Here is a 21,611-nt window from a genome sequence, read left to right on the forward strand (position 1 = left end):
GGCTCCGGGGCCTGTGCCGTCCTTGCGGCCCCGGGGCCGGTGCGGTCGGGGCGGTCAGCTGGTCCAGAACTCCCACCAGCGGGTCAGGATCAGCATGCCGATGATGCCGATGTGCAGCACGGGCATGACCCAGGTGAACTCGCCGAAGAAGCTCCTCAGCCAGCCGGGGGCGGGCAGGAAGCCCTTGCGGATGTTGAACGACGTGACGTACCAGAACATGATGATGGTGGCGACCCAGGCCAGGCAGCACCACAGGCACAGGGCGTTGATCCGGTACAGGGACTGGATCATCAGCCAGGCGCAGAAGACGACGCCGAAGAGGGTGCCCGCGTTGAGGGTGAGCCAGTACCAGCGCGGGAAGCGTGCCCCGGCGAGCAGGCTCATGCCCACGCAGACGACGATGCCGTAGGTCACGAGGCCCAGCATCGGGTTGGGGAAACCGAAGACGCTCGCCTGGTCGCTCTCCATGACGCTGCCGCAGGAGACCACCGGGTTGAGGCTGCAGCCGGGAACGAAGGTCTCGCCCTTGACCTTGGCCTCGAGCAGTTTGAACTTGTCCAGGGTGATGATCCACGCGGCCAGGACACCGGCGGCGCCGGTGACGACCAGCAGCAGGGCGAACGCACGGCCGGCGCCCTCGCGCGGCGGCCCGGCGGCGGGCCCCGGAGCGGGATCGGGCCCGGTGGAAACGTCCTTCACTGTCGTCTTGCTCATCACGCCGATTCCGTCACTGGAGAGTGTGGACCTGCTTCGGGCAGGGCCATTGTGCCGCACGTGACTGTGGGTTCACCGCCCACTGGCCATAAGACCGTACGGACCGTCTCCGCAGGTGTACGGTTTCGGCCGCAGTATGTGCTCCGGCCGTACATACACTCCAGCCTAAGTCCCCGGCCGGGGGAATCGACGTCCGGGAAATTGACACGGCGACGCCACCGACGGCGAAGGCGCCGGGGCCCCTGGGGCACACCGGCGCCTTCGGGCGCGTCAGGGCGAGGACGGCAGTCAGCCGAGCCGGGCCTCCAGCTCGGCCACGATCTCGTTGACGCCCACCGCGGTCTGCTCGCCGGACTCCATGTCCTTGAGCTGGACGACCCCCTCGGCGAGGTCGCGCTCGCCGAGCACCAGGGCGTAGCGCGCGCCCGAGCGGTTGGCCGCCTTCATCGCCGCCTTCAGGCCCCTGCCGCCGTAGGCGAAGTCGGCGGCGACGCCGTTCTTGCGCAGTTCGGTGACCTTGGCGAACAGCACCCGGCGGGCCTCCTCGCCAAGTGGGACGGCGAACACGCTGGTGGTGGCCGGGAGTTCGAGCTCGACGCCCTCCGCCTCCAGGGCCAGCACGGTGCGGTCGACGCCGAGCGCCCAGCCGACGGACGGCAGCGCGGGACCGCCGATCATCTCCGAGAGACCGTCGTAGCGGCCGCCGCCGCCCACCGCGGACTGGGAGCCCAGACCGTCGTGGACGAACTCGAAGGTGGTGCGCGTGTAGTAGTCCAGTCCCCGCACCAGCCTGGGGTCGTCCTCATAGGCCACGCCGGCGGCCGTGACCAGCTCGCGGACCTCCTCGTGGTACGCCTTGCAGGCGTCGCACAGGTAGTCACGCAGCAGCGGGGCTCCGGTCAGCTGCTTCTGCACCGCCTCGCGCTTGTCGTCCAGGACGCGCAGCGGGTTGATCTCCGCGCGGCGCAGGGTGTCCTCGTCCAGGTCGAGACCGCGCAGGAAGTCCTGGAGCGCGGCCCGGTAGACGGGACGGCACTCCTTGTCGCCCAGGGAGTTCAGCAGGATGCGGAACGCGCTGAGTCCCAGGGAGCGGTACGCCTGGTCGGCCAGGATGATCAGCTCGGCGTCGAGCGCCGGGTCCTCGGCCCCGATCGCCTCCGCTCCTACCTGGGAGAAGTGACGGTAGCGGCCTTTCTGGGGTCGCTCGTAGCGGTAGTACGAGCCGGAGTACCAGAGCTTGACCGGAAGGTTGCCCGCCTTGTGCAGGTTGGCCTCGAGGGCCGCGCGCAGCACGGAGGCCGTGCCCTCGGGCCGCAGGGCGAGGCGGTCGCCGCCCTTGGTCTCGAAGGCGTACATCTCCTTGGTGACGATGTCGGTGGACTCACCGACACCGCGCGCGAACAGCTCGACGTTCTCGAAGCCGGGCGTCTCGATGTAGCCGTAGCCGGAGCCGCGCAGCGGAGCGGCGATGGCCTCGCGGACGGCGAGGTACGTGGCGCTGTCCGGCGGGATCAGGTCGTAGGTGCCCTTGGGGGCCTTGAAAGTGCTCACGGAAGGTCTTGTCACATTCCTCGTCGGGGGGCGCCGGCGGCGCCGCGTCCTTGGCGGTCCGCCGCCACCTGCCGCAGATACGGGTTGGTGGCGCGCTCCTGGCCGATGGTCGTCCGGGGGCCGTGTCCGGACAGCACCACGGTCGGGTCGTCGAGCGGCAGGCACACGCGGGCCAGCGAGTCGAGCAGGTCGGCCATGTCACCGCCGGGCAGGTCGGTGCGTCCGACGGAGCCGGCGAACAGCAGGTCGCCCGAGAAGAACACCGGCGGGACGTCCGCCGCCTCGGGCAGGCCGAAGGTCACCGACCCCTTGGTATGGCCCGGCGCGTGCGCGACCGTCAGCCGCAGACCGGCCAGGTCGAGCTCGGCTCCGTCGGCCAGCTCCTTGACGTCGGCCGGTTCCCCGACGCTCAGCTCGCCCATGAGCGGCATGCCGATGGCACGGCCGATGCCCTTCTCGGGGTCGCTCATCATGTACCGGTCGTCGGGGTGGATCCAGGCCGGTACGTCGTGCGCGCCGCACACGGGGACGACCGAGGCCACGTGGTCGATGTGACCGTGGGTGAGGACGACGGCGACGGGCTTCAGCCGGTGCTTGCGGACCGCCTCCTCGACTCCGGGGGCGGCCTGATGGCCGGGGTCGATGATCACGCACTCCTCACCGGCGGCGGGGGCGACGAGATAACAGTTCGTCCCCCAGGCCCCGGCGGGGAACCCGGCAATGAGCACGTTCGTCCTTCGTTGTGTCGGTACGGGAGGCTTGCCACGGGGCTCGCGCCCGTGGGCAGAGCCTACCGGCGCTGCCGTTTCCTCAGCCAACCCATATACGGTACGGGACACACGCAGTCAGTCGGCCCGCCGCCCGCACGCGTATTCGGTCGGCACACGAGAGGCATGAGGAGTAACCCGGTGGTCAGCCAGGAGCAGCGGCGGCGTCAGCTCGCCCGGGAGAAGTTCTTGCGGCAGCAGCAGCGGCGTACCGAGGCGCGCCGCAAGTCGCGGGTCCGCAACTCGGTGATCGCGTCCGTCCTCGGTGTGGTCCTGGTCGGCAGCCTCGGGCTGTACACGGCCGGGGCGTTCGACCAGGACGAGGGCAGGTCCGACGCGAGCGCGGAGGTCACGCCCAGCGCCGAGGCGCCGAGCAAGGCGCCCGATCCGTGCGAGAAGCCGGCGGAGGGCAAGGTCGCCTCGAAGACCTGGAAGAAGGAGCCGGCGATGTCCATCGACGAGTCGGCGAAGTACACGATGACGCTCGAGACGACCTGCGGCACGATCGACATGGCGCTGAAGGCGTCGGCGGCCCCGCACACCGTCAACTCGTTCGCGTTCCTCGCGGGTGAGGGCTACTTCGACCACAGCACGTGCCACCGGCTCACCACCAACGGCATCTACGTGCTGCAGTGCGGTGACCCGACGGGCACCGGCACCGGCGGTCCCGGCTACACGATTCCGGACGAGAACCTGAAGGACAAGAGCCTCAAGGACGACACCTACCCTGCGGGCACCGTGGCCATGGCGAACACCGGGCAGAAGGACAGCGGCGGCAGCCAGTTCTTCCTGGTGTACGAGGACAGTCCGCTGCCGCCGAGCTACACGCCGTTCGGCACCGTCTCGGCGGACGGCCTGAAGGTCCTGAAGAAGATCGCCGAGGCCGGTGACAGCACCGGAGCGGGTGACGGTGCCCCCAACGCGACGGTCGTCATCGACAAGGCCACTGTCAGCGAATCCTGACCGCTTCACCGCGGAATTTCGGTCGCGCGGGATGCGGACAGGCATCCCGTCGGTCGCCTAGATTGGCCGTGACGAAAACTGTGGACGATGCCCGGGGGCAGCAGATCCCCCGCAGGCATCATGTGGAGGAGGCGCTGTGAGCAGCGACCCGTGGGGCCGCGTCGACGAGACGGGGACCGTGTACGTGCGTACGGCCGACGGAGAGCAGGTCGTCGGTTCCTGGCAGGCGGGCTCCCCCGAGGAGGCTCTGGCCTACTTCGAGCGCAAGTACGAGGGCCTGGTTGTGGAGATCGGCCTCCTCGAGAAGCGGGTGAGGACCACCGACCTGTCCTCGAAGGACGCCACGACGGCGATCGGGCACCTGCGCGAGCAGGTCGACGCCCATCACGCGGTCGGTGACCTGGCTGCCCTCCGGGTGCGGCTGGACAAGCTCGTGGAGCTGGTGGACGCCCGGCGCGAGGAGCGCAGGGCGCAGCGGGCGAAGCAGTCCGACGAGGCGCGCCATGCCAAGGAGGCGCTGGTCGCCGAGGCGGAGGAACTGGCGGGTTCGGACCAGTGGCGGGCGGCCGGTGAGCGGCTGCGGGCGCTGGTGGACACCTGGAAGGGCCTGCCGCGGCTGGACCGCAAGTCCGACGACGAGCTGTGGCACCGCTTCTCGCACGCGCGGTCGGCGTTCTCCAAGCGGCGCAAGCAGCACTTCGCGCACCTGGACGCGCAGCGCGAGGAGGCCCGCAAGACCAAGGAACGTCTGGTCGCCGAGGCCGAGGCGCTGTCGAAGTCGACGGACTGGGGTGCGACGGCGGCGCGCTACCGGGACCTGATGTCGGAGTGGAAGGCCGCGGGCCGCGCCCAGCGTGAGCACGAGGAGGACCTGTGGAACCGCTTCCGCGGCGCCCAGGACGTCTTCTTCGCCGCTCGCGGCTCGGTCTTCGCCGAGCGTGACGCGGAGCAGACGGAGAATCTCAAGCTCAAGGAGGAGCTGGCCGGGGAGGCGGAGAAGCTCCTGCCGATCACGGATCTGAAGGCCGCCCGCGCCGCGTTCCGCGCGCTCAACGAGCGGTGGGAAGCCATCGGCCACGTGCCGCGGGACGCCCGGCCGAAGGTCGAGGGCCGGATGCACACCGTCGAGCGGGCCATGCAGGAGGCCGAGGAGGCCGAGTGGCGCCGGACCAACCCGGAGGCACGCGCGCGTGCCGAGGGCCTGACCGGTCAGCTCCAGGCAGCCGTGGACAAGCTGAAGGGCCAGATCGAGCAGGCACGGGCACAGGGCAACGACGCCAGGGCCCGGAAGCTCGAGCGTGAGCTGGAGGGCCGCCAGGCACTCCTGGACCAGGCTCTGAAGGGGCTGCAGGAGTTCGGCGGCTGACGACCGCCGTCACCGTCATGGTCACCGCGAGGTGAGAGGGGCTCCCGTACCGCGTGTACGGGAGCCCCTCTGTCGTGCCGTGTCGTGCGCTGGGGCCGGACGGCCCCTACGTCCGGTTGCGGGCCGAGGTCACCCTGTACACGTCGTAGACGCCCTCCACGCCCCGTACCGCCTTCAGGACGTGCCCGAGGTGCTTCGGGTCGCCCATCTCGAAGGTGAAGCGGGAAATGGCGACGCGGTCGCGGGAGGTCTGGACGGCCGCGGAGAGGATGTTGACGTGCTGGTCGGACAGCACACGGGTGACGTCCGAGAGCAGCCGGGAGCGGTCCAGTGCCTCGACCTGGATGGCGACGAGGAACACCGAGGACTGGGAGGGCGCCCACTCGACCTCGAGGATGCGCTCGGGCTCACGGGACAGCGAGTCGATGTTCACGCAGTCGTTGCGGTGGACGGAGACGCCGCTGCCCCGGGTGACGAAGCCGATGATCGGGTCGCCGGGGACCGGTGTGCAGCAGCGGGCCAGCTTGACCCAGACGTCGTCGACGCCCTTGACGACGACCCCGGGATCGGCGTTGGAACGGCGCTTGCGTCCCCGGCCGCGGGCCGGCGGCACCGACTCGTCGGTCTCCTCGGTGGCCGCCTCCTCGCCGCCGAGGGCCTGCACCAGCTTCTGGACGATGTTCTGTGCGGCGACATGGCCCTCGCCGATCGCCGCGTACAGCGCGGAGATGTCCGAGTAGCGCATCTCGTGCGCGAGGGTGACCAGCGAGTCGCCGGTGAGGATGCGCTGGATCGGCAGGTTCTGCTTGCGCATCGCGCGGACGATGGCGTCCTTGCCCTGCTCGATCGCCTCGTCACGGCGCTCCTTGGAGAACCAGGCGCGGATCTTGTTGCGGGCACGCGGTGACTTGACGAAGCCGAGCCAGTCCCGGGAGGGGCCCGCGCCGGCCGCCTTGGAGGTGAAGACCTCCACCAGGTCGCCGTTGTCCAGGGTCGACTCGAGCGGTACGAGCCGGCCGTTGACCCGGGCTCCTATGGTGCGGTGGCCGACCTCGGTGTGGACCGCGTAAGCGAAGTCGACCGGGGTGGCTCCGGCGGGGAGCGCGATGACGTCGCCCTTGGGGGTGAAGACGAAGACCTCGTTGCGGGACAGGTCGAAGCGCAGGGACTCCAGGAACTCGCCGGGGTCCTCGGTCTCCTTCTGCCAGTCGAGCAGCTGCCGCAGCCACGCCATGTCGTTGACGGCGGCGGATTCCTTGTCGGCCTTGCCGGACCTGCCCGGAGCGATGTCGGTGCGCACCTTCGAGGCGCCGGCGACGGCCTCCTGCTTGTACTTCCAGTGCGCGGCGATGCCGTACTCGGCGCGGCGGTGCATGTCGAACGTGCGGATCTGCAGCTCGACCGGCTTGCCGCCGGGGCCGATGACCGTCGTGTGCAGCGACTGGTACATGTTGAACTTGGGCATCGCGATGTAGTCCTTGAACCGGCCGGGGACCGGATTCCACCGCGCGTGCACCGTGCCGAGGGCCGCGTAGCAGTCGCGGACGGTGTCCACGAGGACGCGGATGCCCACCAGGTCGTAGATTTCCGCGAAGTCCCTGCCGCGGACGATCATCTTCTGGTAGACGCTGTAGTAGTGCTTGGGGCGGCCGGTGACGGTCGCCTTGATGCGGGCCGCGCGCAGGTCCTGCTGGACCTCGTCGGTCACGATCGCCAGGTACTCGTCGCGCTTGGGGGCGCGCTCGGCGACCAGGCGGACGATCTCGTCGTACATCTTGGGGTAGAGGATCGCGAAGGCGAGGTCCTCCAGTTCCCACTTGATGGTGTTCATGCCCAGCCGGTGGGCGAGCGGCGCGTAGATCTCCAGGGTCTCGCGCGCCTTCTTCTCCTGCTTGTCGCGCTTGAGGTAGCGCATGGTGCGCATGTTGTGCAGGCGGTCGGCGAGCTTGATGACCAGGACACGGGGGTCCTTGGCCATGGCGACGACCATCTTGCGCACGGTCTCGGCCTGCGCGGCCTCGCCGAACTTGACCTTGTCCAGTTTGGTGACGCCGTCGACCAGCAGGGCGACGGTGTCGCCGAAGTCCCGGCGGAGCTGTTCCAGCCCGTACTCGGTGTCCTCCACCGTGTCGTGCAGCAGGCCGGCCATCAGGGTGGCCGGGTCCATGCCCAGCTCGGCGAGGATGGTGGTGACGGCGAGCGGGTGTGTGATGTACGGGTCGCCGCTCTTGCGCTTCTGGCCGCGGTGCCAGCGTTCGGCGACCTGGTAGGCGCTCTCGATCTGGCGGAGCGTGGAGTTCTCGATCTTGGGGTCGTTGCCGCGCACTATCCGCAGCAGCGGCTCCAGCACCGGGTTGTACGGGTTGGCGCGCTGGACACCGAGCCGGGCGAGCCGGGCGCGGACGCGGTTGGAGGAGCCGGAACGGGACGGCTGCCCGCTGTTGGGGCGGACCGCGGGGGCGGAGCGGTCGGGCGACGGAGGTCCCCCCGCGCGGGCGGAGCCGGGAGTGGGGGACGGTTTGGGGCGTGGCTGCTCGGGCTTCTCGGCGGCGGCGGCCTGGGCGTGCTGGACCGGCCCGCGCGGGTCGTTCTTCGCGTGGGGCGTGCTCGGCACGGGCTTGGCCGCGGCAGCCGAGCCGGACTCGGGCTTGTCTGCGGTCAGGTGCTGGGCCTCGTCTGCCAAGAGGACTCCTCGTACGCGATCCGGGTCCCCAGGTCAGGTTCCGGAGCCCCCATGGTAGCCATCCCGGGCGGGCGTATCTCCTTCGGACCGGTGTCCGGACCGCTTCCCGGGGAAACGCACGGGGCGGGCACCGGATTCCCCCGGTGCCCGCCCACGCGGTGTCCGTCGCGCCCGTCCCGCCTCGTGCGGAGCCGGGGAACGGCGTTCCGCGCCGTTCGTCAGATCGTGAGCAGTGCCTCCAGCGGAGCGCCGGCCAGGGCCGGTTCCACGCGTGCCCGGCCACCCAGGAAACCGAGCTCCATGAGCACGGCCAGGCCCACGACCTCGGCGCCCGCCCTACGGATGAGCTGGACCGACGCCTCGGCGGTGCCGCCGGTGGCGAGCACGTCGTCGATCACCAGGACGCGGTCGCCGGCGGCGAGGTCCTCGGCGTGCACCTCGATCTCGGCGGAGCCGTACTCCAGGTCGTACGCCTGGCTGAGCGTGGCTCCGGGGAGCTTGCCCGCCTTGCGTACGGGGATGAAGCCCAGGCCGGCGCGGACGGCGACCGGGGCACCGAGGATGAAACCGCGGGCCTCCAGGCCGACGACCTTGGTGGCGCCGGTGCGTCCGGCGATCTCGGCGAGGGCGTCGCTGAGGGCGCCGAACGCCGCCGGGTCGGCCAGGAGCGGGGTGATGTCCTTGAACATCACGCCCGGCTCCGGGTAGTCCGCCACGTCCCGGATGCGGCTCAGCAGCAGTGCGGAGACATCGGTGAGTTCGGTCATCGGCGCTTTCCCGAAGGTCGGCCGCGGCCGTGGCCGCGGGAGGCGGACTGGTCGCGGGGGCCGACGACTGCGGCAGCCGCGTCGTCCGGCCCGTCGTCGTGGCCGTCGCCGGGTACCCGGACCCGACTCGGCCCGTCGTCCGTTCCGGTGCCCTGGGCGCGCTTGGCCAGGACGCGCTTCTTCAGGGACTTCATCGACGGCTCGAGTTCCTTGAGGTCGGCGACGAGCGGGGTGGCGATGAAGATCGACGAGTAGGCGCCGGCGGCGAGGCCGACGAACAGGGACAGCGAGATGTCGTTCAGCATGCCGGCGCCGAGGACACCGCCACCGATGAACAGCAGGCCCGCCACCGGCAGCAGCGCGACCACCGTGGTGTTGACGGAACGGACCAGGGTGCCGTTGATGGAGCGGTTGGCGATCTCGCTGTAGGTCCAGCGGGACTGCTTGGTGATGTCCTTGGTCTGTTCCTTGAGGCTGTCGAACACCACGACCGTGTCGTAGAGCGAATAGCCGAGGATGGTCAGCAGACCGATCACCGTGCCCGGTGTGACCTCGAAGCCCACGAGGGCGTAGACGCCGACGGTGATGGTGATGTCGTGGATCAGCGCGATGAACGCGGCGAGGGCCATGCGCCACTCGAAGGCGATCGCCAGATAGATCACGACCAGGACCAGGAAGATGCCGAGGCCCTGCCAGGCCTTGTTGGCGATCTGTTCGCCCCAGCTGGGTCCGACCAGGTCGGCGTTGATCTGCTCCGCCTCGACGCCCAGGTCCTCGGAGAGCGCCGTCTTGATCCTGTCCGAGGTGCTGGTGTCGATGGCCGCGATCTGGATGCGCAGGCTGCCGTCACCGAGCTTCTGGACGATGGCGTCGTGGCCGGAGGCCTCTTCCGCGTACTCCTCGGCCTGGGAGACCGAGGCGCTCATGTTCTTCGGGGTGGTGAAGACCGCCCCGCCCTGGAACTCGATGCCCATGTGCAGGCCGCGTACCGCCAGGCCGGCGATGGCCAGGACGGTGATCAGGATGGAGACGCCGTACCAGAGCTTGCGGTTCTTGATGAAGTCGTAGCCGACCTCACCGTGGTGCAGCCGGGCGCCGAGCTGTCCGAGCTTCGACATCTCTCACGCCTCCTTCGTCTGGGCGGGGGCGGAGTGGCGTCGGGTGCGGCGGATCGGGGGCTTCGCCCCGAGCGCCTTCGGGTCCAGGCCCGACCACTTGTGGCCGCCGGCGAAGAACTTCCGGCGGGCCATCAGGGTCAGGAGCGGCTTGGTGAACAGGAACACCACCACGACGTCGAGCAGCGTGGTCAGGCCGAGCGTGAACGCGAAGCCCTGGACCTTGCCGACGGAGACGACGAAGAGCACCGCGGCGGCGAGGAAGGACACGAAGTCGGAGACCAGGATGGTGCGTCGGGCGCGCGGCCAGGCACGCTCCACGGCGGTGCGCAGGACGCGTCCCTCGCGGATCTCGTCCCGCACCCGTTCGAAGTACACGATGAACGAGTCCGCCGTGATGCCGATCGCGACGATGGCGCCGCAGACGGCCGGCAGGTTCAGCGCGAAGCCGATGGTCGGGCCGAGCAGCGCCATGATCACGTAGGTGAGGGAGGCGGACACCAGCAGCGAGATGATGGCGATGAACGACAGACCGCGGTAGTAGAGCAGCAGGTACAGGACGACCAGGGCGATGCCGATCGCGCCGGCGATCAGGCCGGCCTCGAGCTGCTCGCCGCCGAGCGCGGCGGTGACGGTGGTGACGCTGTCCTCGCGGAACGTCAGCGGCAGGGCGCCGTAGGACAGCATGTTGGCGAGTTCCTCGGACGACTTCTGGGTGAAGTTGCCGGAGATCTCCGCGTTGCCGCCGGTGAGGGCCTGGCTGACGTACGGGTCGGAGACGACCTCGTTGTCCAGGACGATGGCGAACTGGTTCTGCGGGGACGGGTTCTGGGCGAGCCGGCCGGTGACGTCGGCGAACTTCTTGCTGCCCTCGTCCGTGAAGTCCATGGTGACGGTCCAGCCGGCACCGGTCTGCGTGTTGAGGATCGCCTGGGCGTCGTCGACGTCCGTGCCGTCGACGGCGGCGGGGCCGAGGATGTACTTCTGCCACTGGCCCTGGGAGTTCTGGCCGCAGGCCACGGTCGAGTCGGTGGCCTTGGTGCCGTCCCCGGCGGTGGCGCGGACGCTCGCCTTGGTGCAGTCGAGCGCGGCGTACTGGGCCTGGAGCTCGTTGTCGGTCTCGGCGGCGCCGTCCGCCGCGGGTGCGGAGGGGCCGGTCCCGGCCTCGGCCGGACCACTGGCGGTCGCGGACGGGGTGGGGTCGGCCTTCAGGGCCTCGGTGACCGCACGGCCCTGGGTGGTGGCGCTCGCCGACGGGCTGGTGGAGGCGGACGGAGACCCCTCGTCGGTGGTCCCGTCCGCGGCCTCCTCGCTCGCGCCGTCGGTGGCCTTGTCCCCCTCGGTGTCCTCGGCGGATGTGTCACCGGTGGCGCTCGGCGTGGGAGCGGCACCGCCCGCGGCGAGCTCGGTGGCGACGACCGGACGGAAGTAGAGCTTGGCGGTGGTGCCGACCTGTTCCCGGGCCTGTTCGGAGTTGGTGCCCTTGGGGATGTTGACGATGATGTTGCGGTCGCCCTGCGTCTGGACCTCGGCCTCGGAGACACCGAGGCCGTTGACGCGACGCTCCATGATGGAGACCGCGGTCGCCATGTTGGTCGGGTTGATCGCGGATTCCTGGCCGGCCTCGGGGACGGCCGCCAGCGTGATGCTGGTGCCGCCGGCGAGGTCGATGCCCAGACGCGGAGTGGTGTGCCCCGAGGCGAACATTCCCCCGGTGAGCGCCACGATGGCGATCAGGATCAGGGCCAGCGAGCGCCACGGTTTGCTCGTGGCGCTCGCGTTGCGTCCCTTTTTGAGTGCTGCCACCTTCTCGTACTCCCTCTCGGGCCGCCTCGCACTCGGTCGAAGGGCGGGCGGCCATGACATGGTCTCGGGGTGTCGCGCGAGCTGGGCATGTCCCGGGGCGCGCGGGCCGTGCTGCCCGCGCACCCCGGGACACGACTACTTCGCCTCGGAACCGCCGTCGGACTTCTTCGCCTGCTCGTCCGTCTTCGCCTTGTCCGCGGCGTCGGCGGGCTCTGCGTCGGCGGTGTCGGCGGGCGCTTCGGCCGTGCCGGCCGTGTCCTTCTTGCCGAAATCGACCGGTGCGTCGTCGGAGGCGGAGGCGGCGGAGTCGTCGGGCTCGGTGAGGGAGGAGGCGTCGTCGGGGACACCATCGGCGTCGGACTTCAGGTCGTGCTCGATGCCGTGAACGATGCGGTTGTACTCGTCGTCGGTCAGGACGGCACCGATGGAGTTCTTCGCGAACAGCAGCTCCACGCCGGGGCCGGCGTCGAGGAGAACCGTGTCGTCACCGACCTCCTTCACCGTGGCGTACATGCCCCCGATCGTGCGGACACCGGAACCCGGCTGCATCTGGTTCCGCATGTCGATGGCCTGCTGCTGCTTCTTCTTGGCCGACCGGGTCATCAGGAACATGGCCCCGATGAGCACAATGAACGGGAGGAGGGTCAGGAGACTCACGGGTCGGACTTCCTTCACACGACCGCGATGGTGAACGGCCTGATGGTTGGGGGTATGTGATGCCGCCGACAAGGGTGGCACCGGCGGAGTCTAGGCGAGTTGGCGCGCAGGGAACAACGCTCAGCATGGCACCGGGGTTCCTGGCGTGGCCAGTGCCGTCCGCCTCACGCCCCGAACAGGTCCCGTTGTCCGTTTCCGGCGGCCCGGGAGCCGGGCGGGGCAAGGCCGAGATGCGCCCAGGCAGCCGGCGTGGCGACCCGGCCGCGCGGGGTACGGGCGAGCAGCCCCTCCCGTACGAGGAAGGGTTCGGCGACCTCCTCGACGGTCTCCCGTTCCTCCCCCACCGCGACGGCGAGCGTGGACAGGCCGACGGGGCCGCCGCCGAACAGCTTGAGCAGGGCCTCCAGCACCGCCCGGTCGAGCCGGTCGAGGCCGCGGGCGTCGACCTCGTAGACCGCGAGGGCCGCCTCGGCGATCTCCCTGGTGATCCGCCCGTCGGCCTTGACCTGCGCGTAGTCGCGCACGCGGCGCAGCAGGCGGTTGGCGATGCGGGGCGTGCCGCGCGACCGGCCGGCGATCTCGGCGGCGCCGTCGTCCTCCATCCCCACGTCCAGGAGGCTCGCCGAGCGGTGGACGACCCGCTCCAGCTCGGTGGGCTCGTAGAACTCCATGTGCGCGGTGAAGCCGAAGCGGTCACGCAGCGGGGGCGGCAGCAGGCCCGCCCGGGTGGTGGCGCCGACCAGGGTGAAGGGCGGCAGTTCGAGGGGGATGGCGGTGGCGCCGGGGCCCTTGCCGACGATGACGTCGACGCGGAAGTCCTCCATCGCCATGTAGAGCATCTCCTCGGCGGGCCGGGACATGCGGTGGATCTCGTCGAGGAAGAGGACCTCGCCCTCCTGGAGGGAGGACAGGATCGCGGCGAGGTCGCCGGCGTGCTGGATGGCCGGTCCCGAGGTGATGCGGAGGGGGGCTTCCATCTCGGCCGCGATGATCATGGAGAGGGTGGTCTTGCCGAGGCCGGGGGCGCCGGAGAGCAGCACGTGGTCGGCGGTGGCGCCGCGCGCGCGTGCGGCGCGCAGCACGAGGTCGAGCTGCTCACGGACCTTCTCCTGGCCGATGAACTCGTCCAGGTCCTTGGGCCGCAGGGCGGCCTCGACGGCCTGGTCCTCCCCGTCGGCGACGGATCCCACCAGCCGCTCGGCGGCCGTGGGGTCGGTCGTGTCGTCCCAGTTCACTGAAGTCTCCTAGCCGGGCGGGGCGGCGGGCGGTACGAGGGATGGGGATACGGAGCTTGCGGGGGCAGCGGGGGCCAGGGGGTGTCTGACACATGCCCGCGGCGTCACGACGCCCGGCACGCACGCTCGCCGCGTCGCCGAAACGCCCCCGTGGCTCCTCCCCCCGCTCTCGGCTTCGCCCGAGCGGGGGGACCCCCGTCGAGGACGCCCCGGCGCCTTGCGATCGCACGTGCCGGGCGCCGCTCCTTCTCCCGCGCTCATGTGTTCAGACATCCCCTAGCGGGCGCGGTTCAGGGTCTGCAGGGCCGCCCGCAGCAGCGCGCCCACCTGGGGTGTGCCCTCGGCCGCCTCGGCCTGGGGGGTGACGGCGGCGACCGCTTCCTCGGCCTCGCGCGTCGCGTAGCCGAGGCCGATCAGGGCGGCGTGCAGCTGGTCGCGCCAGCCCGCGGCGGCGGGGCTCGCCGCGTCCGCCGCGCCCGCCGGCGCGCCGAGGCGGTCCTTCAGCTCCAGAAGCAGCTTCTGGGCACCCTTCTTGCCGATGCCGGGGACGGCGGTGAGCGCCTTCTCGTCGGCGGTCGCGACGGCCCGGCGCAGCGCGTCCGGGGGGTGCACGGCCAGCATGGCCTGGGCGAGGCGGGGGCCGACACCGCTGGCGGTCTGCAGCAGGACGAAGGTCTGCCGCTCGTCGTCGTCCGCGAAGCCGTAGAGGGTGAGCGAGTCCTCGCGCACGACGAGGGAGGTGGCGAGCCGGGCCGTCTGGCCGACGCGCAGCGTGGAGAGCGTGTTCGGCGTGCACTGGACGGCCATGCCGACACCGCCGACCTCGACGACCGCGACGTCGGGTGCGAGTGCGGCGACGGTGCCGCTGACGAAGGCGATCATGCGGTGCGCCCCTTCAATGGGTCGGGCGATGGGCTGGGTGACGGGTGCGGTGCTGTGGATGTTCTCGGGCCGGACGCCCTCGATGCGGCCGTGCGCGCGGCAGGCGTGCGCGGGGCGGTGCGCGAGGCGTGCAGGGCGGCGGCCTGCTGGAGCCGGTTCTGCGCGGGGGCCCGCCAGATGTGGCAGATGGCGAGGGCGAGGGCGTCGGCCGCGTCGGCGGGCTTCGGAGGCGCGTCGAGCCGCAGCAGGCGGGTGACCATCGCACCGACCTGGGCCTTGTCCGCACGCCCGGAACCGGTCACGGCCGCCTTGACCTCGCTCGGGGTGTACAGGGCGACCGGGATCCCGCGGCGGGAGGCGCACAGCAGGGCGACGGCGCTCGCCTGGGCGGTGCCCATCACCGTACGGACGTTGTGCTGGCTGAAGACGCGCTCGACGGCGACGAACTCCGGCCGGTGTTCGTCCAGCCACCGCTCGAGGCCCTGTTCGACGGCGACGAGACGGTGCCCGAGGTCGGCGTCGGCGGACGTGCGCACGACACCCACGCCGAGCATGGTCAACGGCCGCCCGGCGACCCCTTCGACCACCCCGACACCGCATCTCGTCAGTCCCGGGTCCACCCCCAGCACGCGCACCCTGCACCCCTTTTCGCGGCTGCCCCGCCGCCGCTCTCGCGGACCTGGTTGATCGCCGTCGGGGTTCCTCAATCGATGGTTGCGGTCCGGCGGACGGTGATCCTTGGCGTGTGCCAGGCTAACGGCTGCCACTGACAGGAGCGGCGGGCCGGTGGGGACGTGTCCCCACCGGCCCGTCGGCATCCTCGTGCACGCGGCGGTGCTACGCCTCGACCTTCTCCATGACCTCGTCGCTCACGTCGAAGTTGGCGAAGACGTTCTGCACGTCGTCGCTGTCCTCCAGTACGTCGATGAGCTTGAAGATCTTCTTGGCGCCCTCCTCGTCCAGCTCGACCTGCATGGTCGGGACGAAGTTGGCCTCGGCGGAGTCGTAGTCGATCCCGGCGTCCTGCAGAGCGGTGCGGACCTCGACCAGGTCGGTGGCCTCGCTGAGCACCTCGAAGGACTCGCCGAGGTCGTTGACCTCCTCGGCGCCCGCGTCCAGGACGGCGGCCAGGACGTCGTCCTCGGTCAGCTCGCCCTTGGGAACGATGACGACACCCTTGCGGTTGAACAGGTACGACACCGAGCCCGGGTCGGCCATCGAGCCGCCGTTGCGGGTCATCGCGACGCGCACGTCGGAGGCCGCGCGGTTGCGGTTGTCGGTGAGGCACTCGATGAGCACCGCGACGCCGTTCGGACCGTAGCCCTCGTACATGATCGTCTCGTAGTCGGCGCCACCGGCCTCGAGACCGCCGCCGCGCTTGATGGCGGAGTCGATGTTCTTGTTCGGCACCGACTGCTTCTTGGCCTTCTGGACGGCGTCGTAGAGGGTCGGGTTGCCCTCCAGATCGACACCGCCCATCCGCGCGGCGACCTCGATGTTCTTGATCAGCTTCGCGAAGAGTTTGCCGCGCTTGGCGTCGATCACGGCCTTCTTGTGCTTCGTCGTGGCCCATTTAGAGTGGCCGGACATCTGCCTGTCTCCTTCGCGTAACCCATCTCTGCAACGAACGCAGGAATCCTACAAGGGCCCGGTCCGACATTTCCCGTCGTCCGCCCGCCGGGGCGGGTGGACGACGTCGGACCGCGCGCTACGGGGAGCCGGCCGCCCCGTGTCCGCGCACCATGTCGACGAACAGACCGTGCACCCGGTGGTCGCCTGTCAGTTCCGGGTGGAACGACGTGGCCAGCGCGTTGCCCTGGCGGACGGCGACGATGTGACCGTCGTGCTCGGCGATCACCTCCGCGCCGGCGCCGACGGACTCGACCCAGGGAGCGCGGATGAAGACCCCGTGCACGGGGCCGCCCGCGATGCCCCGGACGTCGACCGCCGCCTCGAACGACTCGTTCTGCCGCCCGAACGCGTTGCGGCGCACGATCATGTCGACGCCGCCCACGGTCTCCTGACCGGAGCGCGGGTCGAGGATCTTGTCGGCGAGCAGGATCATCCCGGCGCACGTTCCGTAGACCGGCATGCCGCCGCGCACACGTGCGCGCAGAGGCCCCATCAGGCCGAACAGGACGGCAAGCTTGGAGATGGTGGTGGACTCGCCGCCGGGAAGGACCAGGCCGTCGACCTCCGCGAGTTCCTCCGGGCGCCGCACCGGCCTGGCGACGGCGCCGGCCGCGGCCAGGGCGACGAGGTGCTCCCGTACGTCGCCCTGGAGGGCCAGGACACCGATGACGCTGTCGCTCATGCCCCGGGCCTACCAGCCGCGGTTGGCGTAGCGCTCGGCCTCGGGGAGGGTGTCGCAGTTGATGCCGACCATGGCCTCGCCGAGGTTGCGGGACGCCTCCGCGATCACCTTGGGGTCGTCGAAGAAGGTGGTCGCCCTGACGATGGCGGCCGCCCGCTTGGCCGGGTCGCCCGACTTGAAGATGCCGGAGCCGACGAAGACACCCTCGGCCCCGAGCTGACGCATCAGAGCGGCGTCGGCGGGGGTGGCGACACCGCCGGCGGAGAACAGCACGACCGGCAGCTTGCCCAGTTCGGCGACCTCCTTGACCAGCTCGTAGGGGGCGCGCAGCTCCTTGGCGGCGGCGTACAGCTCGTGGTTGTCGAAGCCGCGCAGCCGGGCGATCCCGTTCTTGATCTGACGCAGGTGGCGGACCGCCTCGACGACGTTGCCGGTGCCGGCCTCACCCTTGGAGCGGATCATCGCGGCGCCCTCGGCGATGCGGCGCAGGGCCTCGCCGAGGTTGGTGGCACCGCAGACGAAGGGAGTGGTGAACGACCACTTGTCGGAGTGGTTGACCTCGTCGGCCGGGGTGAGGACCTCGGACTCGTCGATGTAGTCGACGCCGAGCGACTGCAGCACCTGTGCCTCGACGAAGTGGCCGATTCGGGACTTGGCCATGACCGGGATGGAGACGGCCTCGACGATGCCCTCGATCATGTCCGGATCGGACATACGGGCCACACCGCCGTCCTTGCGGATGTCGGCGGGGACGCGCTCCAGGGCCATGACGGCGACGGCACCCGCGTCCTCGGCGATCCTGGCCTGCTCCGGCGTGACGACGTCCATGATCACGCCGCCCTTGAGCTGCTCGGCCATGCCGCGCTTCACACGGGCGGTGCCGGTCTCGGGACCCTGGTTTTCGGAGAGCGTGCTGGACACGAGTGACCTCACTGATGGCGAAGAGGGGGTTTCTGCAGCACTGAGGAAACGTGAACGGGCCAGTCCACAGCAAGAGCCAATGCAGGGGCGGTGGATCGTTCTGGGCCGAGCTCCCGGCCCGGCGGCCGGTGCGGGCCCCGGTGAGTGCCTCCGGTAGGTGCCTCCGGTAGGTGCCTCCGGTGAGTGCTGCCGGTCAGGCCGCACGTTCGATCAGGGCGGCCGGGGGTTCGTCGTCCATTTCGAACGCCATGGGGAACGGCGCGTGGCCCGCCAGCCGGAACCAGCGCACCTTGCGGTGTCGGCGCAGGGCGCGCGCGGCCCGTACGGCGTCGTTGTGGAAGCGGCGGGCCATGGGCACTCTGCGGACCGCCTCGGCGAGTTCCAGGGCCGCTTCCTCTCCCCCGGGCGCTTCCCTGACCGCGTCCACCTGCTGCGACTCGGCGAAGACGGCCCGCAGCGCCTGGGTCAGTTCGCTCTCGGCGACCTCCCGCTGCTCCTCCACCGCCTGCCGCGCGGCGTGCGCGGCCTCGTAGAGCACGATCGAGGCGGCGGGGTCGAGCACCCCCGAGGTGGCCAGTTCCTGGGCCACGGAGGCACGGCGCAGCAACTGCGCGTCCAGGGCGGCACGGGCGGCGTCGATCCGGGCGTGCAGCCGGTCCAGCCGCCCCGCCGTCCAGCTCAGGTAGAGGCCGATCACGACGAGGGCGACAAGGATCCAGATCAGGGTTGCGGTCACGGGCGGCAAGGCTACCGGGGTGCACCGCCGGGGTTCGCCGGGTCCCCGGGCGTGGACGACGGTGCCGGTGGAGGACCGCTCGCCGAAGCCGCCGTCGCCGCGGACTGCGCCGTCACTCCCGCGCCGGGCCGAAGCGCGCCCACAGCCCCGTCGTCCGCTCGTCGGCCGCCACCGCCGCGGCTCCGGCGGTCACCGTCTCGTAGACGGACATGATGTCCGCGCCGACGGTCGACCAGTCGAAACGGCGGACGTGGGCGCTGCCCCGCTCGCGCAGCTTCGCGCGCCGTTCCGGGTCCCCCAGGAGGCGTACCGCGGCCTCGGCGAGCGCGTCGGCGTCCTCGTTGGGGAACAGTTCGCCGGCTGCGCCCCGGTCGAGGACCTGGGCGAAGGCGTCCAGGTCGGAGGCGAGCACCGGCGCGCCCGCGGACATCGCCTCGACCAGGATGATGCCGAAGCTCTCGCCGCCGGTGTTGGGTGCCACGTACAGGTCGACGCTGCGCAGGAAGCGGGCCTTGTCCTCGTCGCTGACCATGCCGAGGAACTCGACCCGGGAACGGAGTTCGGCGGGCAGGGTGCGCACCGCCTCCTTCTCGTCGCCGCGTCCCGCGACCAGCAGCCGTGTCCGCGGGCGGACGGCGAGGATCTTCGGCAGGGCGCGCATCAGCACCGGCAGGCCCTTGCGGGGCTCGTCGATGCGGCCGATGAAGCCGATCGTGTCGCCCTGCCAGTTCGGCTCGGGCTCGGCGCGGGCGAAGAAGTCGACGTCCACTCCGTTCGGGATCACCACGGCGTCGCCGCCGAGGTGTTCGACGAGCGTGCGTCGGGCGTACTCGCTCACCGCGATCCGCGCGCTGATCTTCTCCAGTGCCGCCTGCAGGATGGAGTAGGCGGCGACCATGGCCCTGGAGCGCGGGTTGGACGTGTGGAAGGTCGCGACGATGGGCCCCCGGGCCGCCCAGCAGGCCAGCAGGCCGAGCGAGGGAGAGGTCGGCTCGTGGATGTGGATCACGTCGAAGGCGCCCTCGTGCAGCCAGCGCCGCACCCGGGCCGCCGACAGGAAGCCGAAGTTGAGCCGGGCCACCGAGCCGTTGTACGGCACCGGCACCGCGCGGCCGGCCGAGACGACGTACGGCGGCAGCGGGGTGTCGTCGTCGGCCGGGGCGAGGACGGACACCTCGTGACCCTGGCGGATGAAGTACTCGGCCAGGTCCCGGATGTGGAACTGGACGCCGCCCGGCACGTCCCAGGAGTACGGGCAGACGATGCCGATCCTCACGGGGTCCCCTTCCGGGCGTCCTCGTCGGGGTCCCGCGCGGGATCGAGATCCTTGAGCCACAAGCGCTGCAGCATGTGCCAGTCCTCCGGGTGGTCGGCGATGCCCGTGGCGAAGGCGTCGGCCAGCGCCTGTGTCATGACGGACGTCTTCTCGGCCCGCGTACCTGACGTCGGAACCGGGACCGCCGGATGGACCCGGCCCCGCATCACGGGCGAGTCGTCGTACCAGAACGTCGCCGGCAGCAGCAGCGCCCCTGTGTGCTGGGCGAGCAGGGCGGGGCCGCCCGGCATCCGCGCGGTCTCGCCGAAGAACTCGACCTCCACGCCGGAGGCCGACAGATCGCGGTCGGCGACCAGGCAGACCAGTCCCCCGTCGCGCAGCCGCCGGGCCAGCGTGCCGAACGCGCTGCCGCCGCTGTGCGGGAGCACCTCCATGCCGAGGCCCTCGCGGTAGGCGACGAACCGGTCGTACAGCGTCTCCGGCTTCAGGCGCTCGGCGACGGTGGTGAACGGGATGCCGAGCCCGGTGGTGGCCCAGGCTCCGGCGAGATCCCAGTTGGCGAGGTGCGGCAGCGCGAGGACGACGCCCTTGCCGGCCGCCATGCCGTCGGTCACATGGTGGATGTCCTTGATGTCGATGCCGTTCGCGATGCGCTCCGGGCTCCAGGCGGGCAGCCGGAAGGACTCCATCCAGTACCTCAGGTACGAACGCATGCCCGCGCGGGACAGTTCGGCGAGCCGCTCGGGGCTCGCGCCCGGCACCACGCGCGCGTAGTTGCTCTCCAGCCGCAGCACGCCCTGGCCGCGCCGCTTCCAGGCGATGTCGGCGATGGTCCGGCCGAGCCGCACGGCGACGGGTTCGGGCAGCTTCTTGACGGTGGCCCAGCCGGCGCCGTACAGGGCGTCGCTCAGGCGGTCCTGCACGCTCACTTCGCGGCCCCGCTCCCGCGGGCCTCCTGCTCTCCTGCGGCCTCCTGTCCCTGGGCGGCCTCCGCCTCGGCGGACTCCCGGCGCACCGTGACGACCCGCTGGATCAGCGTGATCAGGCTGCCGACGGCGACGATCCACAGGGCGACCGGCAGCAGGTACTGGATGCCGGGCACACCGAACGCGTGCAGGCCCGCCAGGCCGGCCGCGACCAGGGAGACGACGAGCCGCTCGGCCCGCTCGATCAGCCCGTTCACGGCCACCGGCAGTCCGATCGACTCGCCGCGCGCCTTGGTGTACGACACCACCTGGCCGCTGGCCAGGCAGAAGATCGACACGGCACACAGGACGAGGTCGTCGCCGCCGCCCGCGTACCACAGGGCGAAGCCGCCGAAGACGGCCCCGTCGGCGACCCGGTCGAGGGTGGAGTCGAGGAAGGCACCCCAGCGGCTGGAGCGGCCCAGCTGGCGGGCCATGTTGCCGTCGACGAGGTCGGAGAACACGAACAGCGTGATGACGACCGTGCCCCAGAAGAACTCGCCCATGGGGTAGAAGACCAGCGCGCCCGCGACCACACCGGCGGTGCCGATGAGCGTGACCGTGTCCGGGCTGACCCCCCGCCGGATGAGAAACGCGGCGAACGGTGTGAGGACACGCGTGAAGAATGCACGCGCGTACTTGTTCAGCATGGCCTTCCCGACGGTCGGTGTGGCCGCGTGGCCCCACTGGCCACCGGCTGGCCCATCGTAGTCACGCGCGCGCACGACCGGCGCCGGGTACCCGGGGATCCGGCACGGGGGACGGCCGGCGCGCGGATCCCCGTCCCGGGGCGGCGCCGGGAGGGAGAGCCCGTCCTTCGTATGGACGCACCGTGACGGGAGTGGAAAGCTCGAAGGACCGCGGGCGTCGCCGGAGCCGTCACCGCTCGGGGT

Annotated in this window: 19 protein-coding genes and 1 pseudogene; 2 read left to right on the forward strand and 18 right to left on the reverse strand. The window is 70.9% G+C overall.

Annotation, left to right across the window (positions count from 1 at the left end; all coding sequences use genetic code 11):
• Nucleotides 1–54: 54 nt before the first annotated feature.
• The 3 genes from TU30_RS25570 to TU30_RS25580 all read right to left on the reverse strand — a co-directional run bounded on the left by TU30_RS25570 (nucleotide 55) and on the right by TU30_RS25580 (nucleotide 2,993).
• On the reverse strand, nucleotides 55–714 hold the full coding sequence (locus TU30_RS25570) for a vitamin K epoxide reductase family protein (RefSeq protein ID WP_042174095.1): 660 nt from the start codon (nucleotides 712–714) through the stop codon (nucleotides 55–57).
• A 288-nt stretch (nucleotides 715–1,002) separates the two neighbouring features.
• Nucleotides 1,003–2,265, reverse strand: a complete 1,263-nt coding sequence (hisS, locus tag TU30_RS25575; RefSeq protein WP_042174097.1) for a histidine--tRNA ligase — start codon at nucleotides 2,263–2,265, stop codon at nucleotides 1,003–1,005.
• Between the two features lie 11 nt (nucleotides 2,266–2,276).
• On the reverse strand, nucleotides 2,277–2,993 hold the full coding sequence (locus TU30_RS25580) for an MBL fold metallo-hydrolase (RefSeq protein WP_042174098.1): 717 nt from the start codon (nucleotides 2,991–2,993) through the stop codon (nucleotides 2,277–2,279).
• Between the two features lie 180 nt (nucleotides 2,994–3,173).
• On the opposite strand from TU30_RS25580, the gene TU30_RS25585 reads away from it, so the two are divergent.
• The gene (locus TU30_RS25585) at nucleotides 3,174–3,995 is read left to right on the forward strand and encodes a peptidylprolyl isomerase (RefSeq protein WP_042174100.1); all 822 of its coding nucleotides are present in this window, start codon (nucleotides 3,174–3,176) and stop codon (nucleotides 3,993–3,995) included.
• A gap of 136 nt (nucleotides 3,996–4,131) precedes the next feature.
• Nucleotides 4,132–5,361: a DUF349 domain-containing protein gene (locus TU30_RS25590; RefSeq protein ID WP_042174102.1), complete on the forward strand. Its 1,230-nt coding sequence runs from the start codon at nucleotides 4,132–4,134 to the stop codon at nucleotides 5,359–5,361.
• A gap of 106 nt (nucleotides 5,362–5,467) precedes the next feature.
• Here TU30_RS25590 and TU30_RS25595 read toward each other — a convergent pair whose 3' ends face one another.
• From TU30_RS25595 to pgsA, 15 genes and pseudogenes are all read right to left on the reverse strand, one after another.
• Nucleotides 5,468–8,044 (reverse strand): bifunctional (p)ppGpp synthetase/guanosine-3',5'-bis(diphosphate) 3'-pyrophosphohydrolase, encoded by a 2,577-nt coding sequence (locus TU30_RS25595; protein ID WP_042174104.1) that lies wholly within the window; start codon nucleotides 8,042–8,044, stop codon nucleotides 5,468–5,470.
• Nucleotides 8,045–8,262: 218 nt separating this feature from the next.
• Nucleotides 8,263–8,811: an adenine phosphoribosyltransferase gene (locus TU30_RS25600; RefSeq protein ID WP_042174106.1), complete on the reverse strand. Its 549-nt coding sequence runs from the start codon at nucleotides 8,809–8,811 to the stop codon at nucleotides 8,263–8,265.
• The gene (secF, locus tag TU30_RS25605) at nucleotides 8,808–9,929 is read right to left on the reverse strand and encodes a protein translocase subunit SecF (RefSeq protein WP_042174108.1); all 1,122 of its coding nucleotides are present in this window, start codon (nucleotides 9,927–9,929) and stop codon (nucleotides 8,808–8,810) included. The genes TU30_RS25600 and secF overlap by 4 nt, the downstream gene beginning before the upstream one ends.
• A gap of 3 nt (nucleotides 9,930–9,932) precedes the next feature.
• Nucleotides 9,933–11,732, reverse strand: a complete 1,800-nt coding sequence (gene secD / locus TU30_RS25610) for a protein translocase subunit SecD (protein ID WP_042174110.1) — start codon at nucleotides 11,730–11,732, stop codon at nucleotides 9,933–9,935.
• Between the two features lie 135 nt (nucleotides 11,733–11,867).
• On the reverse strand, nucleotides 11,868–12,389 hold the full coding sequence (yajC, locus tag TU30_RS25615) for a preprotein translocase subunit YajC (RefSeq protein ID WP_042174111.1): 522 nt from the start codon (nucleotides 12,387–12,389) through the stop codon (nucleotides 11,868–11,870).
• Between the two features lie 164 nt (nucleotides 12,390–12,553).
• The gene (ruvB, locus tag TU30_RS25620; protein ID WP_042174114.1) at nucleotides 12,554–13,624 is read right to left on the reverse strand and encodes a Holliday junction branch migration DNA helicase RuvB; all 1,071 of its coding nucleotides are present in this window, start codon (nucleotides 13,622–13,624) and stop codon (nucleotides 12,554–12,556) included.
• 276 nt (nucleotides 13,625–13,900) lie between these two features.
• Nucleotides 13,901–14,506, reverse strand: coding sequence for a Holliday junction branch migration protein RuvA (gene ruvA, locus TU30_RS25625; RefSeq protein WP_042174116.1), 606 nt, complete (start codon nucleotides 14,504–14,506; stop codon nucleotides 13,901–13,903).
• On the reverse strand, nucleotides 14,503–15,141 hold the full coding sequence (gene ruvC, locus TU30_RS25630; protein ID WP_042174118.1) for a crossover junction endodeoxyribonuclease RuvC: 639 nt from the start codon (nucleotides 15,139–15,141) through the stop codon (nucleotides 14,503–14,505). Before ruvC ends, ruvA begins: the two co-directional genes overlap by 4 nt.
• 202 nt (nucleotides 15,142–15,343) lie before the next feature.
• Entirely contained in the window at nucleotides 15,344–16,096 is a 753-nt protein-coding gene (locus TU30_RS25635; protein WP_042174120.1) for a YebC/PmpR family DNA-binding transcriptional regulator, read from the reverse strand.
• A 118-nt stretch (nucleotides 16,097–16,214) separates the two neighbouring features.
• Nucleotides 16,215–16,820 carry a pyridoxal 5'-phosphate synthase glutaminase subunit PdxT gene (gene pdxT, locus TU30_RS25640; RefSeq protein WP_042174122.1) on the reverse strand — a complete coding sequence of 202 codons (606 nt, stop codon included), beginning with the start codon at nucleotides 16,818–16,820 and terminating at the stop codon, nucleotides 16,215–16,217.
• Between the two features lie 9 nt (nucleotides 16,821–16,829).
• The gene (pdxS, locus tag TU30_RS25645; RefSeq protein WP_042174124.1) at nucleotides 16,830–17,741 is read right to left on the reverse strand and encodes a pyridoxal 5'-phosphate synthase lyase subunit PdxS; all 912 of its coding nucleotides are present in this window, start codon (nucleotides 17,739–17,741) and stop codon (nucleotides 16,830–16,832) included.
• Nucleotides 17,742–17,934: 193 nt separating this feature from the next.
• On the reverse strand, nucleotides 17,935–18,477 hold the full coding sequence (locus TU30_RS25650; protein WP_042174125.1) for a membrane protein: 543 nt from the start codon (nucleotides 18,475–18,477) through the stop codon (nucleotides 17,935–17,937).
• 112 nt (nucleotides 18,478–18,589) lie between these two features.
• Complete coding sequence (locus TU30_RS25655; RefSeq protein WP_042174127.1) at nucleotides 18,590–19,753, reverse strand: glycosyltransferase family 4 protein; 1,164 nt, start codon at nucleotides 19,751–19,753, stop codon at nucleotides 18,590–18,592.
• Nucleotides 19,750–20,682, reverse strand: a complete 933-nt coding sequence (locus TU30_RS25660) for a phosphatidylinositol mannoside acyltransferase (RefSeq protein ID WP_042174130.1) — start codon at nucleotides 20,680–20,682, stop codon at nucleotides 19,750–19,752. Before TU30_RS25660 ends, TU30_RS25655 begins: the two co-directional genes overlap by 4 nt.
• Nucleotides 20,679–21,424 (reverse strand): annotated as a pseudogene (pgsA, locus tag TU30_RS25665) (phosphatidylinositol phosphate synthase). The gene TU30_RS25660 and the pseudogene pgsA overlap by 4 nt, the downstream one beginning before the upstream one ends.
• Nucleotides 21,425–21,611: the final 187 nt, after the last annotated feature.

It is taken from the genome of Streptomyces sp. NBRC 110035, assembly GCF_000829695.1.
GTDB lineage: Bacteria > Actinomycetota > Actinomycetes > Streptomycetales > Streptomycetaceae > Streptomyces.